The following is a 13,058-nucleotide window of genomic DNA, read 5'->3' as shown; positions in this document are numbered from 1 at the left end:
ACGCGCGTAAGTATACTGCAATTCGGATCAATAGATAAAGAGCAGATAATGATGACAAATACGTAACTTTTCACTAAAGTGGTTAAATCAACAAAGAGTTGCGGTTTATATTGATACGGAAAATCTCGCCGATGGTGAATAATTATCATGAAGGATGCGCCCGATGACAGGCAGTTTTAAGTCACTGACATGGAAACAAACTAACCTAGTCGTATTTACTGCCCTATTTTTTGCCATTGCCATTTTTATTGTTGAAATCGCTTTAGTCGTCGTATCAACCAAACAACAACTCACGACCACTCAGCAAGAACTCCTTGATTCAGTTGAACAACCTGCAGCAAATGCTGTATGGGCATTAGATGATAATTTAGCCCGTCAAACTTTAGAGGGTGCCATCAAAGTCGAACATGTTGGCTCGGCGGTGATTGAGCTAGACGATGGCTCAATGTTTGTTTCTGTCAGTAATAATAAGCAGAATAACTCACAGACTTTTATCAGTTTAAGTAATAAATTATTTGATGATCTCAAAGAAATTTCTCGCCCTTTGTATAGGCCTTTTTATTTTGAAGGTACCCAACAACAGCAACTCATTGGTACATTAACGGTTTTCTACGATACCCAAGAACTAACAAACACCCTCTTCTCGCAGTTAAGATTTAGTTTTTTTGCTACTCTCGCTCGTGCACTCTTACTCACCTTAGTGCTGTCCGTGGTATTCCATCGCTTCCTGACTCAGCCTATCGCACGCATCAGTGAGGCCATCGATAAGATCGAACCCGACTCTCCGGATGAAAATCTCTTACCTATGTCCAACGCACACAAGGATGATGAACTCGGCTTAGTGACCTCGAAATTCAACCAAATTCTTATTCAATTTAGCCAAACCCAATCCAAACTGCGCAAAATGGCGACCCGAGATCCACTAACTGGCTTACCGAACCGCACATTATTGCTTGAAACTATCGCAGTCACTATCCAACGCTCGCGAGTACACAAACGCAGCTTTGCATTGATGTTTATCGACTTAGACCGTTTTAAAAATATCAACGATTCCCTTGGCCACGCATTAGGCGATCAATTCCTCGCTCGTATCGCCCGCATTCTCGAACGATTCGTTGGTGATAAAGGCACAGTTTCCCGCTTAGGTGGCGATGAATTTGTTATTCTAGCTGATACAGTTCACACCCCAGACCAAGCGGCAGATTTTGTAGATAAGCTACTGATCCAGCTAAATGTCCCGATTCAATTAAATGAACATGCAATTCATCCTGCGGCATCTATTGGGATTTCTATTTATCCCGAAGACGGTAACAGCGCTGAAGATTTGATCCGTCACGCTGACATTGCCATGTACAGCGCGAAAGCTGCAGGCTCGAATCAATGGGCCTTCTTCAAACAACAGATGACTGAGCGAGCAGCAGTTCGTTTACGCACTGAAGCATCTTTACATGATGCGTTAAAAAACAATGAATTTTTACTGTATTTCCAACCGAAACTTGATCTGCAAACAGGCAAAGTCATCGCCTGTGAAGCCTTGATCCGTTGGCAAAAAGACGGACGACTCATCAGCCCCATTTCCTTTATTCCCGTCGCGGAAGAAACCGGTATCATCATTCCTATAGGTCGTTGGGTGATAGAGCAAAGCTGTAAAGTACTTAGGGAATGGCAGAAAAAATATAACTATGCCATCCCAATTGCAATTAATGTTGCCTCACAGCAATTTGCCGATGCTAGTTTAGTTCCCGATATCAAACAGATGGCATTACGCTATCAAATCCAACCCGAGTTGCTGGAAATTGAAATCACTGAAACCTCTTTGATGAACGACATTGAACTCGCTATCGCTAAGCTTGAACAATTGAAATCAGCCGGATTTGGCATTGCAGTCGATGACTTTGGCACAGGGTATTCTTCACTCTCTTACCTGCGCCATTTGCCTATCACTACCATGAAAATCGATCGTTGTTTCGTTTCCGATCTACCTGGGGATAGCGCAATTGCATCAACTATTTTGATGTTAGGTAAGCAACTTAATCTGACCATTGTGGCCGAAGGCATTGAAAACGAGCAGCAATTGGATTGGTTGAAAGAAAATCAGTGCCAAGTCGGCCAAGGTTTCTATTTTAGTCAACCTCTACCCCAAGCTGAATTTGAAGCGCTGTATATAGCAACACAAACAGCAACAATAAGTAGTCTTGATGGTTTACGTGGGGCTTAGGATACTTACATTGGCACTTAAGTATCGATTCGATGCTTAATCACATCAAGCTCAGCGTAACAGACCTAAACGTTAGACAGATTTTGGCTGTAACTTCTTTATATCTCTCGTTTACACAATAAATATTCTGTTGAATTTTAGGCAATAAAAAAGGAGGCTAAGCCTCCTTTTTCACGTTAGTCGACGCGAAATTAACGACGTAGACCTAACTTTTGGATCAGAGCAGTGTAACGTGCTAAATCAGTACGTTTCAGGTAAGCAGTTAACTTACGACGTGAGCTAACCATACGTAACAGACCACGACGTGAGTGGTGATCATGAATGTGCTCTTTGAAGTGATCTTGCAAATGGTTGATTTGCGCAGTTAACAAAGCAACTTGAACTTCAGTTGAACCAGTGTCGTTTTCACAACGGCCAAAATCAGCCAAAATTTTTGCTTTTGCTTCAGGACTTAGTGACATGTATATCTCCAAATAAATAATATGAATCTCTAGCCGATCACTAACTCAGCCAGAGGGCGCGCTATTTTACCCATAAACCCACCCTAGCGCAATAAAAGGCGGGGACTAATGCATCAACTAATTTAATCATTTGTCGATGGATAGCGGGCTAATGCGTTTCTGCAGGTTCGTCATGGATAACAATGAGTCGTTTCGGCGCTAATAAGCCATCTTCGTTCATTGTGCCAATCCCCACAAATCGGCGAATGTCACCTAAAGTGATACGTACCAACTCATCGGTTTTCAAATCTGCATTAACCGGTACTCGAACCGCTTGACCTTGCATTAAGTAAGGAGCTATCGCATCCGGCACATTCACCTCTGGAAAATCGGCCACGGCCGTGTCCATAGGCAATAACAGAGGGTCGAGTAATACGCTCGGATCTATCTGTTGTTCATGTGCTTGAGCAACTAGCGTTTCAAGTTGTTCTAAAGTGACCATTCTGGCATAGGGATACTGTGCAACTTGGGTGCGGCGCAGCATAATCACATGGGCGCCACAACCGAGCATCTCACCGAGATCGTCTATGATAGTGCGAATATAAGTGCCCTTAGAACAATGAATGTCTAAGGTCAGCTCATCGCCTTCAAGACCGATGAAATTTAGCTCAAATACCGTAATAGGGCGAGATTCACGCGGCACTTCTATGCCTTCACGGGCATATTTATACAGGGGCTGACCCTGATATTTCAGCGCGGAATACATAGAAGGCACTTGCTGAGTTTCACCACGGAAGAAATCAAGCGCAGTTAATAGCTGCGCCTCGGTAAAATCAATGGCGCGGGTTTGCACCACTTCACCATCGGAATCACTGGTATCTGTCCGTTCGCCAAGCTTTGCCGTGACTAAGTAGCGTTTATCGGCATCCAATAGATGCTGAGAAAACTTAGTCCCTTCACCTAAGCATACAGGTAACATACCTGTCGCTAACGGATCGAGTGCGCCCGTATGCCCAGCTTTATTCGCATTAAAAAAGCGCTTTACCCTTTGCAATGCAAAGTTAGAACTCATGCCAGTGGATTTATCCAGCAGCACTATCCCATCGATAAAACGACCTTTTGGACGACGAGCCATTAATCTTTACCTTCCGTTTCATCTGCGTCATCAGCAATATCATCACCTAAGACTTCATCTTCAACCGATGCGTCTTCGCTGCCAAATTGCTGTTGCTTCGCTTTGTCTTGGTTGATCACTTGGCTAACTAAGTTAGACATGCGCATACCTTCAACTAGCGAGCTATCGTAGATAAAACGCAGTTCAGGCATGACACGCAGCTTCATACGACCCGCCACTAAAGTGCGGATATAAGGAGCTGCGCTGATCAAAGCGTTTAGCTTTTCTTGAACGACAGCTTTGTCTTCTTCGAAAAAAGTCACGAAGACTTTGGCATAGCTGAGATCGCGAGAGACGTCGACGTCATTCACAGTCACAAAGCCAATACGAGGATCTTTCATGTCGCGCTGTAGCACTTGAGCAAGTTCTTGCTGAAGCTGCTGAGCGATTCGACGAGTACGACTGAATTCTTTTGCCATAATATTTCTTACCATAGCTTAAATTGATAAGGGCGGCTAAAGCCGCCCTTATTATCGTTACAGAGTACGAGCAATCTCGACGGTTTCGAATACTTCGATTTGGTCGCCAACGCGAACATCGTTGTAGTTCTTAACGCCAATACCACATTCCATACCATTGCGAACTTCAGCAACGTCGTCTTTGAAGCGACGTAGCGATTCGAGTTCACCTTCGTAGATAACAACGTTATCACGTAGTACGCGAATTGGCGCGCTACGCTTGATGGTACCTTCGGTCACCATACAGCCAGCAATTGCACCCAGCTTAGGTGACTTGAACACATCACGAACTTCAGCCAGACCGATAATTTGTTGTTTGAACACAGGAGACAGCATACCTGTCATCGCTGCACGCACTTCATCAATCAAATTATAAATAACGCTGTAGTAACGTAAATCAACACTTTCACTTTCGATAGTCTTACGGGCTTGTGCATCGGCACGTACGTTAAAGCCAACCATGATAGCGTTAGAGGCAGCCGCTAAGGTTGCATCCGTTTCAGTCAGTGCACCCACACCGCGAGCGATGATGTTCACTTTCACTTCGTCGGTAGACAAACCTGTTAACGAATCAGTAATCGCTTCGAGTGAACCTTGTACGTCTGCTTTAAGAACGATGTTCAGTTCTTTCACTTCGCCGTCTGTCATGTTCGCAAACATGTTTTCTAGCTTAGATTTTTGCTGACGTGCCAGTTTCACATCACGGAACTTACCTTGACGATACAGGGCAACTTCGCGAGCTTTACGTTCGTCACGTACAACTGTTGCTTCATCACCTGCAGACGGAACGCCTGACAGACCTAGAATTTCAACAGGAATAGATGGACCCGCTTCAGTGATTGAACGACCGTTTTCGTCTTTCATTGCACGAATTTTACCGTACTCAAGACCACACAGAACGATATCACCTTGGCGCAGCGTACCTTCTTGAACCAGAATCGTAGCCACAGGGCCGCGACCTTTGTCCAATTGTGATTCAATGACCACACCGGCAGCCATACCATCACGTACCGCTTTCAGTTCGAGAACTTCAGCTTGCAGTAAGATACCTTCTAACAGTTCGTCAACGCCTTCACCTGTCTTAGCTGAAACGAAGGCAAACATGTTGTCTCCACCCCAATCTTCAGACATAACACCGTGTTGTGACAATTCGCTCTTAACGCGATCGATATCCGCTTCCGGTTTATCCATCTTGTTCACAGCCACGATTAATGGCACGTTACCAGCTTTAGCATGTTGAATAGCTTCGATTGTTTGCGGCATTACACCGTCATCGGCAGCAACAACTAGCACAACAATATCCGTTGCCTTGGCACCACGGGCACGCATTGCGGTAAACGCGGCGTGACCAGGAGTATCAAGGAAAGTGATCATGCCATTTTCAGTTTCAACATGGTATGCACCGATATGCTGAGTAATACCACCGGCTTCACCAGCAGCCACTTTAGCGCGGCGAATGTAGTCGAGTAACGAAGTCTTACCGTGGTCAACGTGACCCATGATAGTCACAACTGGTGCACGAGATTCTAGCTTGATGCCATCTTCATCATCACGGTCTTGTAGCACTTGGTGCTCAAGCTCGTTTTCACGGATAAGCACAACTTTGTGACCCATTTCTTCAGCAACTAGCTGGGCAGTCTCTTGATCTAACACTTGGTTGATCGTGACCATAGAACCCATTTTCATCATCTGTTTGATGATTTCAGTCGCTTTCACTGCCATTAAATGCGCAAGTTCAGAAACAGTAACAGTTTCACCGATACGCACATCACGGCTCACTGCTGCCACAGGCTTATTGAAGCCATGCGCCATAGACTCAGGTGCAGTACTGCGGTTACGCATGTGTTTTTCACGGCCGTCACGGGCATCTTTGCCGCCACGTTTTTTCGCGTTGCTCTTGTTACGAGCACGACGTCCGCGTTTTTCTTCATCCAGATCAGAAGTATCTTCAGCAGCACGAGCTACTTTAGATGTCGTGATGTGATGATCACCGTTTTTCTCAGCTTCTAAACGTTGGCGCTCTTCTTCGGCCCAGCGCTTAGAATGTTCTTCAGCGAGTAAGCGAGCAGTTTCTGCCGCTTTAGCCGCTTCTTCGTCTTGCTTACGTTTAGTTGCCGCTTCTTGCGCCGCTTTCAAACGTTCAGCTTCTAGACGAGCCGCTTCTGCTTCTGGTGACATATCTTTAACCACTTTCACTTCGGCTGCTGCTTTAGCTTTCGCCTTGGCTTCTGCTTCCACTTTTGCCTTAGCATCTGCTTCAGCTTTCACTTTTGCTGCCGCAGCAGCTTCTGCTTCGGCCTTTGCTTTTGCCAAAGCTTCTGCTTCGGCTTTCGCTTCTTCTTCAGCCTTCAGAGTAGCCTCATTAGCATCACGCTTAACGAAAGTTCGTGTTTTACGAACTTCAACTTTAACATCTTTAGATTGACCACCATTACCGGCCACACTTAGGGTCGATACGGTTTTACGCTGCAGCGTCATTTTCGTTGGCGCATTTTCGCCACCGTGCTGCTTTTTCAGATAATCCAGTAACTGCTGCTTTTCAGCTTCAGTCACTTTATCAGCTTGGCCTTTCTTAATTCCAGCCTGAGAGAATTGCTCAATCAGACGTTCAACACTTTTACCCACTTCCGTGGCCAATTTCTCTACGGTAGTATCTGCCATCAGTTAAATCCCCCTGTTGATCGACTTATGCTTCTTCGCCAAACCAACAGATATTGCGGGCTGCCATGATGAGCTCACCTGCTTTTTCTTCTGTCAATTCTTCAATTTCGATCAAATCATCAATGCCTTGTTCAGCCAAGTCTTCTAGAGTCACAATACCTTTGCTAGCGAAAACATAGGCTAAGTGTCTTTCAACACCTTCAAGTGCTAGCAACTCTTCACTTGGCTCCACACCATCCAGTGCTTCTTCAGTAGCGAGAGCTCGAGTTGAGATCGCCGCTTTTGCACGTTCACGTAAAGCTTCGACGAGATCTTCGTCAAAACCGTCAATCGCCAATAGTTCAGACACAGGCACATAGGCAACTTCTTCGAGCGACGTAAAGCCCTCATCTGCCAGTACTTGTGCAAAATCTTCATCGACATCCAGTGAGTTAACAAATAAATCAACCACCTTGGCACTTTCTGCCTGATGTTTCTTATTCATATCTTCCACTGTCATAACGTTCAGAACCCAACCAGTCAGTTGTGTTGCTAAACGTACGTTCTGGCCATTACGTCCAATGGCTTGTGCCAAACTATCGGCTTCAACAGCGATATCCATAGAATGGTTATCTTCGTCGACTATGATAGAGGCAACATCGGCTGGCGCCATGGCATTGATCACGTATTGTGCTGGATTATCATCCCACAACACGATATCAACACGTTCGCCACCCAGTTCATTCGAAACGGCTTGTACACGCGCACCGCGCATACCCACACACGCACCGATAGGATCAATACGGCGATCATTCGACTTAACGGCGATCTTAGCGCGAGCGCCTGGATCACGAGCAGCGCCCATGATTTCAATCAGTTCGTCAGCGATTTCAGGCACTTCAACACGGAAAAGCTCGATCAGCATTTCAGGCTTAGTACGGCTTAAGAATAACTGTGCACCACGAGCTTCTGGACGTACTGAGTACAATAATGCACGCACACGGTCACCAGGGCGGAAAGATTCGCGTGAAATTAAGTCTTCACGGAACAATACGCCGTCAGCGTTATTACCTAAGTCAACCACTACGCTCTCGCGAGTCGCTTTTTTGACCACACCAGTGATTAACTCACCTTCTTGATCTTGGAACTGCTCAACCACTTGCGCACGTTCAGCTTCACGTACTTTCTGTACGATCACTTGCTTAGCGGTTTGAGTGGTAATACGGTCAAACACCACTGACTCGATATCGTCTTCGATAAACTCGCCAGGCTGGATGTCCGGATTTTCGTAACGTGCCGCTTCTAACGTGATTTCACGATAAGGGTTTTCTAACGCTTCACCGTGATCATCAACTACCATCCAACGACGGAAAGTATCATAACCACCGGTTTTACGGTCGATAGCAACACGAACGTCAATATCACCTTCGTACTTTTTCTTGGTTGCTGTGGCCAGAGCAATCTCTAGCGCTTCAAAAATTTTCTCGCGTGGAACGGCCTTTTCATTTGAAACCGCCTCAGCGACTAGCAGAATCTCTTTATTCATCTCGTCTTGCCTCGTTCACCTTGAAACCATCAAAACTTAGCGATTAAGTTGCCTTTGCGGATATTATCCAATGCGACAACTAACTCTTTACCATTCACTTTCAGCGAGAGCATTTGCCCGTCGACCGCAGTGATGGCGCCTTTTAAATTACGACTGCCGTCAACCGGCATAGTCAATTGAAGCTTTACATCCTCGCCTACATAGCCCGCGTACTGCTCAGCAGTAAATAAGGGTCTATCTACGCCTGGCGAAGATACCTCTAGGGTATATTCTGTAGAAATAGGATCTTCAACATCGAGTACAGCACTGACTTGGCGACTTGCATTGGCACAATCTTCAATATTGATACCATTCTCACCATCAATGAACACTCGCAGTGTGGAATGCTTACCCGCTTGAACATATTCAATGCCCCACAGCTGAAAGCCTAATGCTTCCACAGGTACTTTGAGCATTTCTGCCAGTCTGAATTCTAACGTTGCCAAGATTGACCCCCGAAAAAACAAAAAAGGGCTTAATAGCCCTAGTACAACGCCACATACGAAGCATGCGACAAATTTAAAAGTCCCAGATAACAAAAAACCCCGTAATCACGAGGTCATTAATTTCAAGAACCTGTAAACCATAACGAATTCAAACACTATTCGTTACTAGGAGCTGGTTGCGGGGGCCGGATTTGAACCGACGACCTTCGGGTTATGAGCCCGACGAGCTACCATGCTGCTCCACCCCGCGTCAACTGTGTGCAAGTATATTGACTATCGTCATTTCTTGCAATAACTAAGAGAGAACTTATCTCGCCTATCTTAGTTATATTTGGTGCCGAGAGCGGGACTTGAACCCGCACGACCGTTAGGTCACAGCCACCTCAAGGCTGCGCGTCTACCAATTTCGCCACCTCGGCGACACCTTTTACTAGTCAGGAATTTTCGTTTCTGACTTTTGGGTTCCTTGCTCAACTGGTTGGGTAACCTGTTCAGTGTCTGAACCTAAATCTTTCCATGAATCTTCATTTTTTGCGTGGTTTGCACTTAAGTTACCAATAAGCAGACTTAAAGTGAAAAACGCAATGGCAAGAATCGCCGTACTGCGTGTCAGGAAATTACCTGAACCGCTTGAACCAAAAAGAGTACCTGATGCACCGGCGCCAAAAGAGGCCCCCATGTCAGCTCCCTTACCTTGCTGAATTAATACTAAGCCTATTAGACCTAATGCAACCAACAAGTAAATAACTACTAGAACTTCATACATATTATGCGCTCATCGCTATGGTACACAGACTTAAAAACTCGCTAGAGTTTAAGCTAGCACCGCCAATCAGTCCACCATCAACATCAGGTTGGGCAAATAAATCTGCAGCATTACTCGGTGTCACACTACCACCGTAGAGAATCCTGATATTTTCTCCGATAAACGGAGACACTTCAGAGAGGCGTTTGCGAATAAACGCATGAACTTCTTGTGCCTGCTCTGGTGTAGCACTTTTACCTGTTCCTACAGCCCAAAGCGGCTCGTAGGCGATAATAGCGTTATCAAAAGCCATAGTGCCATTTTTCTGGATCACTATATCTAACTCTTCAGCAATCACCTCGAAGGTGCGTCTTGCTTCTCGTGCTGGACCTGACTCACCCACACATAAAATTGGGGTTAAGCCATGCTTTTGTGCAGCAGCGAATTTCTCCGCTACGATATTACTCGTCTCTCCGTACATACGGCGACGTTCTGAATGCCCGATAATTACATATCGACATCCTGAATCTTTGAGCATCTGACCTGAAACTTCTCCGGTATAAGCGCCAAAGTTATGTTGACTTAGGTTTTGAGCGCCCATCCTAACAAGTGAACCGTCTAACGCTTCCTTGTTTGCTTCTAGCAGTTGCCTAACGCTCTCTAGATAGATAGAAGGCGGGCATAAAACCACTTCAGCTGAATCATTTTGGAGCTTAGAGGCAAATTTTTTGAACAACTCTTGGGCTAATGCCGCACTGCCGTTCATCTTCCAATTGCCAGCTACCATAGGACGTCTGAGTGCCATCACTGTCTCCTCTGAAAGCGGCGTGAATAATAGCGAACCACTTATTAAGTTACAATAGCTAAATTCGAATTTTTTCAGATATCAGGTTGGAATGCTTATTTTTTACACGCCAAAGCTGTTTTCTGTTCATTTGTGCAGCTAACACCTTAATTTTAAATTGGTATCAGCCGCACTCATTACAAAATTAGCAAATATTAGCTTGCCGATTTTACCGCATCCGCAATCAAATTTGCGTGCGCCAATACTGCACTATGATCGTCACCTTCAACCATGACACGGATCAAAGGTTCAGTACCTGACTTACGTAATAATACTCGGCCACGCGCGCCCAGTTGAGATTCAACCTGTGCCTGCGCCGCTTTAACTTTATCTGACTTAAGAGGGTCGTGCTCGCCTTCAAAGCGCACATTGACTAACACCTGCGGCAACATTTCCATCGCAGAAGTCAGTTCTTCTAGCGTGGCATTCTGACGACGCATAGCCGCTAACACTAAAATCCCCGCAACGATGCCATCACCAGTTGTGCCGTGATCAAGATTGAGGATATGCCCTGAATTTTCACCGCCGATGCGCCAATCGAGTTCTTTAAGTAGTTCCATCACATAACGGTCGCCCACTTTCGAACGCGCAAAGGGGATGTCTAATGCTTGCAAGGCGAGATCAAGCCCAAGGTTTGACATTAACGTACCAACTACACCACCGCGTAATACGCCACGGGATTTCGCATCACAGGCCAGAATATATAAAATTTGATCGCCGTCGATCACTTCGCCTTTGCTGTTGACCATCATAATACGGTCACCGTCACCGTCGAGTGCAATACCTAAATCGGCACTTTCGGCTAGAACGGTTTCACAAATTTTACCCATGGACGTCGCGCCCACTTTATCATTGATGTTCATTCCGTTGGGTTTATCACCAATAGCAATCACCTCGGCACCTAACTCACGAAACACAGCTGGCGCTATGTGATAAGTTGCGCCATGGGCACAATCAACCACAATTTTTAGCCCAGTTAACGTGTGTTCTGCAGGAAAATTACCTTTGCAATACTCAATATAACGGCCACGGGCATCTTCAATACGCGATACCTTCCCCAATAGATGCGATTCAACACAAACGAGGGGCTTTTCAAGCTCGGCTTCAATTTCTAGCTCTAGGTTATCGTCTAACTTACTGCCGTCGGTGGAAAAAAACTTAATACCGTTATCGTAATACGGATTGTGTGACGCGCTGATCACCACCCCAGCTTCGGCGCGAAACGTGCGCGTCAAATAGGCTACTGCTGGCGTTGGCATAGGTCCCATTAACATCACATTAAGGCCTGCAGCAGAAAGGCCAGCTTCTAATGCTGACTCAAACATATAGCCCGAAATACGGGTATCTTTCCCTATAATCACCTTTTTGGTACCACTGCGGGATAACACGCGCCCCGCCGCCCAACCTAACTTAAGCGCAAGCTCAGGCGTCATTTGACCTGAACCGACTTTTCCCCGAATACCGTCAGTTCCAAAAAATTTACGTTCTTTCATATCGCTCCACAAACTCAAATGTGTCCCAATGATTTGGGATCATAATATTAATTAAATGCTTAACGAGAGCATAACGATGCTTAAAAATACGCTTGTGTCGCTTGTAACACCTTGAGCATATCCACAGTTTCAGTAACATCATGCACACGAATGATATGAGCGCCCTTTTGGGCCGCTATCATAGCGCCAGCAAGGCTCCCAGCAAGACGTTCTGAGGTCGGTTTTGCTAAGAGGTTTCCTATCATGCTCTTACGAGACAATCCTATCAATATCGGTAAATCAAACTGGGCAAAACAGTCGAGCTTCGCCAGTAATTCATAGTTATGCTCTAAGCTTTTACCAAAACCAAATCCCGGATCGAGTATTAATAATTCACGGGGGATCCCTGCTCGCAAGCAAGCTTCAATCCGCTCAGTTAAAAAGGCAGAAACTTCTTCAATAACATTATGGTAAGTCGGTGCAAATTGCATGCTTTGGGGTTCGCCTTGCATATGCATTAAGCATATAGGGACTTGCAACTCTGCAGCAGCTTCAAGCGCACCAGGCTCCATCAGGGCACGCACATCGTTAATCAAATGTGCGCCCGCAGCAACAGCTTGACGCATGACTTCAGGTTTACTGGTATCGACCGAAATCCACACATCATGGTGCGCCGCAACATATTTCACCAACGGGATCACCCGCGCAAGTTCATCGGCTAAGCTCACCTCGACGGCGCCAGGTCTTGTCGACTCACCGCCAATGTCTATCATTCCCGCGCCTTGAGCCACCATATCATCGGCATGCTGACAAGCAAACTCATAGGAAGAATATTGGCCACCGTCGGAAAAAGAATCGGGAGTGACATTAAGAATACCCATCACAATGGGCGAAGATAACGCAAGGCGTTTAGTGCCAGCAATCAGTTCAAACACGCATTTACTCCTGTAATACGAACACTTACGATTTTACTCACTGGCAAAACTTGCGTCATTAATTTCAAGCCTTCATTTTCTATCCGAAAAGACCAATGTCA

At 45.7% G+C, this 13,058-nt stretch carries 11 protein-coding genes and 2 tRNA genes; 1 reads left to right on the top strand and 12 read right to left on the bottom strand.

The window, feature by feature from the left end; all coding sequences use genetic code 11:
- The first annotated feature begins 163 nt into the window (after nt 1–163).
- A complete protein-coding gene (locus L5L77_RS00640; protein WP_263185639.1) occupies nt 164–2,218 on the top strand; it encodes a putative bifunctional diguanylate cyclase/phosphodiesterase in 2,055 nt (684 codons plus the stop codon).
- A 191-nt stretch (nt 2,219–2,409) separates the two neighbouring features.
- On the opposite strand, the gene rpsO is transcribed toward L5L77_RS00640, so the two are convergent.
- The 12 genes from rpsO to folP all read right to left on the bottom strand — a co-directional run bounded on the left by rpsO (nt 2,410) and on the right by folP (nt 12,957).
- Nucleotides 2,410–2,679, bottom strand: a complete 270-nt coding sequence (gene rpsO / locus L5L77_RS00635) for a 30S ribosomal protein S15 (protein ID WP_028761447.1) — start codon at nt 2,677–2,679, stop codon at nt 2,410–2,412.
- Between the two features lie 148 nt (nt 2,680–2,827).
- Nucleotides 2,828–3,793 (bottom strand): tRNA pseudouridine(55) synthase TruB, encoded by a 966-nt coding sequence (gene truB, locus L5L77_RS00630; protein WP_113939302.1) that lies wholly within the window; start codon nt 3,791–3,793, stop codon nt 2,828–2,830.
- Nucleotides 3,793–4,251 (bottom strand): 30S ribosome-binding factor RbfA, encoded by a 459-nt coding sequence (rbfA, locus tag L5L77_RS00625; RefSeq protein ID WP_105251700.1) that lies wholly within the window; start codon nt 4,249–4,251, stop codon nt 3,793–3,795. Before rbfA ends, truB begins: the two co-directional genes overlap by 1 nt.
- A 57-nt stretch (nt 4,252–4,308) precedes the next feature.
- Nucleotides 4,309–6,951, bottom strand: a complete 2,643-nt coding sequence (gene infB, locus L5L77_RS00620; protein ID WP_105251699.1) for a translation initiation factor IF-2 — start codon at nt 6,949–6,951, stop codon at nt 4,309–4,311.
- A 25-nt stretch (nt 6,952–6,976) separates the two neighbouring features.
- Complete coding sequence (nusA, locus tag L5L77_RS00615) at nt 6,977–8,476, bottom strand: transcription termination factor NusA (protein ID WP_028761452.1); 1,500 nt, start codon at nt 8,474–8,476, stop codon at nt 6,977–6,979.
- Between the two features lie 29 nt (nt 8,477–8,505).
- The gene (rimP, locus tag L5L77_RS00610) at nt 8,506–8,961 is read right to left on the bottom strand and encodes a ribosome maturation factor RimP (RefSeq protein WP_006082718.1); all 456 of its coding nucleotides are present in this window, start codon (nt 8,959–8,961) and stop codon (nt 8,506–8,508) included.
- Nucleotides 8,962–9,134: 173 nt separating this feature from the next.
- Nucleotides 9,135–9,211, bottom strand: a tRNA-Met gene (locus L5L77_RS00605).
- 82 nt (nt 9,212–9,293) lie between these two features.
- Nucleotides 9,294–9,380: transfer RNA gene (locus L5L77_RS00600), tRNA-Leu, on the bottom strand.
- Between the two features lie 11 nt (nt 9,381–9,391).
- The gene (gene secG, locus L5L77_RS00595) at nt 9,392–9,727 is read right to left on the bottom strand and encodes a preprotein translocase subunit SecG (protein WP_028761453.1); all 336 of its coding nucleotides are present in this window, start codon (nt 9,725–9,727) and stop codon (nt 9,392–9,394) included.
- A 1-nt stretch (nt 9,728) separates the two neighbouring features.
- Complete coding sequence (tpiA, locus tag L5L77_RS00590; protein WP_263221789.1) at nt 9,729–10,511, bottom strand: triose-phosphate isomerase; 783 nt, start codon at nt 10,509–10,511, stop codon at nt 9,729–9,731.
- A gap of 194 nt (nt 10,512–10,705) precedes the next feature.
- Nucleotides 10,706–12,043 carry a phosphoglucosamine mutase gene (glmM, locus tag L5L77_RS00585; RefSeq protein WP_263146892.1) on the bottom strand — a complete coding sequence of 446 codons (1,338 nt, stop codon included), beginning with the start codon at nt 12,041–12,043 and terminating at the stop codon, nt 10,706–10,708.
- Between the two features lie 80 nt (nt 12,044–12,123).
- Nucleotides 12,124–12,957 carry a dihydropteroate synthase gene (folP, locus tag L5L77_RS00580; RefSeq protein WP_263172662.1) on the bottom strand — a complete coding sequence of 278 codons (834 nt, stop codon included), beginning with the start codon at nt 12,955–12,957 and terminating at the stop codon, nt 12,124–12,126.
- Nucleotides 12,958–13,058 lie beyond the last annotated feature (101 nt).

It is taken from the genome of Shewanella sp. SM29, from assembly GCF_025654245.1.
Classification (GTDB): Bacteria; Pseudomonadota; Gammaproteobacteria; order Enterobacterales; family Shewanellaceae; genus Shewanella; species Shewanella oncorhynchi.
The sequence above is the reverse complement of the archived record's forward strand: the minus strand, read 5'-3'. Positions and strand labels throughout refer to the sequence as shown.

Coding starts and splice junctions, on each gene's coding strand:
- L5L77_RS00640 (WP_263185639.1), top strand. CDS start 164: ATGACAGGCAGTTTTAAGTCACTGACATGGAAACAAACTAACCTAGTC.
- rpsO (WP_028761447.1), bottom strand. CDS start 2,679: ATGTCACTAAGTCCTGAAGCAAAAGCAAAAATTTTGGCTGATTTTGGC.
- truB (WP_113939302.1), bottom strand. CDS start 3,793: ATGGCTCGTCGTCCAAAAGGTCGTTTTATCGATGGGATAGTGCTGCTG.
- rbfA (WP_105251700.1), bottom strand. CDS start 4,251: ATGGCAAAAGAATTCAGTCGTACTCGTCGAATCGCTCAGCAGCTTCAG.
- infB (WP_105251699.1), bottom strand. CDS start 6,951: ATGGCAGATACTACCGTAGAGAAATTGGCCACGGAAGTGGGTAAAAGT.
- nusA (WP_028761452.1), bottom strand. CDS start 8,476: ATGAATAAAGAGATTCTGCTAGTCGCTGAGGCGGTTTCAAATGAAAAG.
- secG (WP_028761453.1), bottom strand. CDS start 9,727: ATGTATGAAGTTCTAGTAGTTATTTACTTGTTGGTTGCATTAGGTCTA.
- tpiA (WP_263221789.1), bottom strand. CDS start 10,511: ATGGCACTCAGACGTCCTATGGTAGCTGGCAATTGGAAGATGAACGGC.
- glmM (WP_263146892.1), bottom strand. CDS start 12,043: ATGAAAGAACGTAAATTTTTTGGAACTGACGGTATTCGGGGAAAAGTC.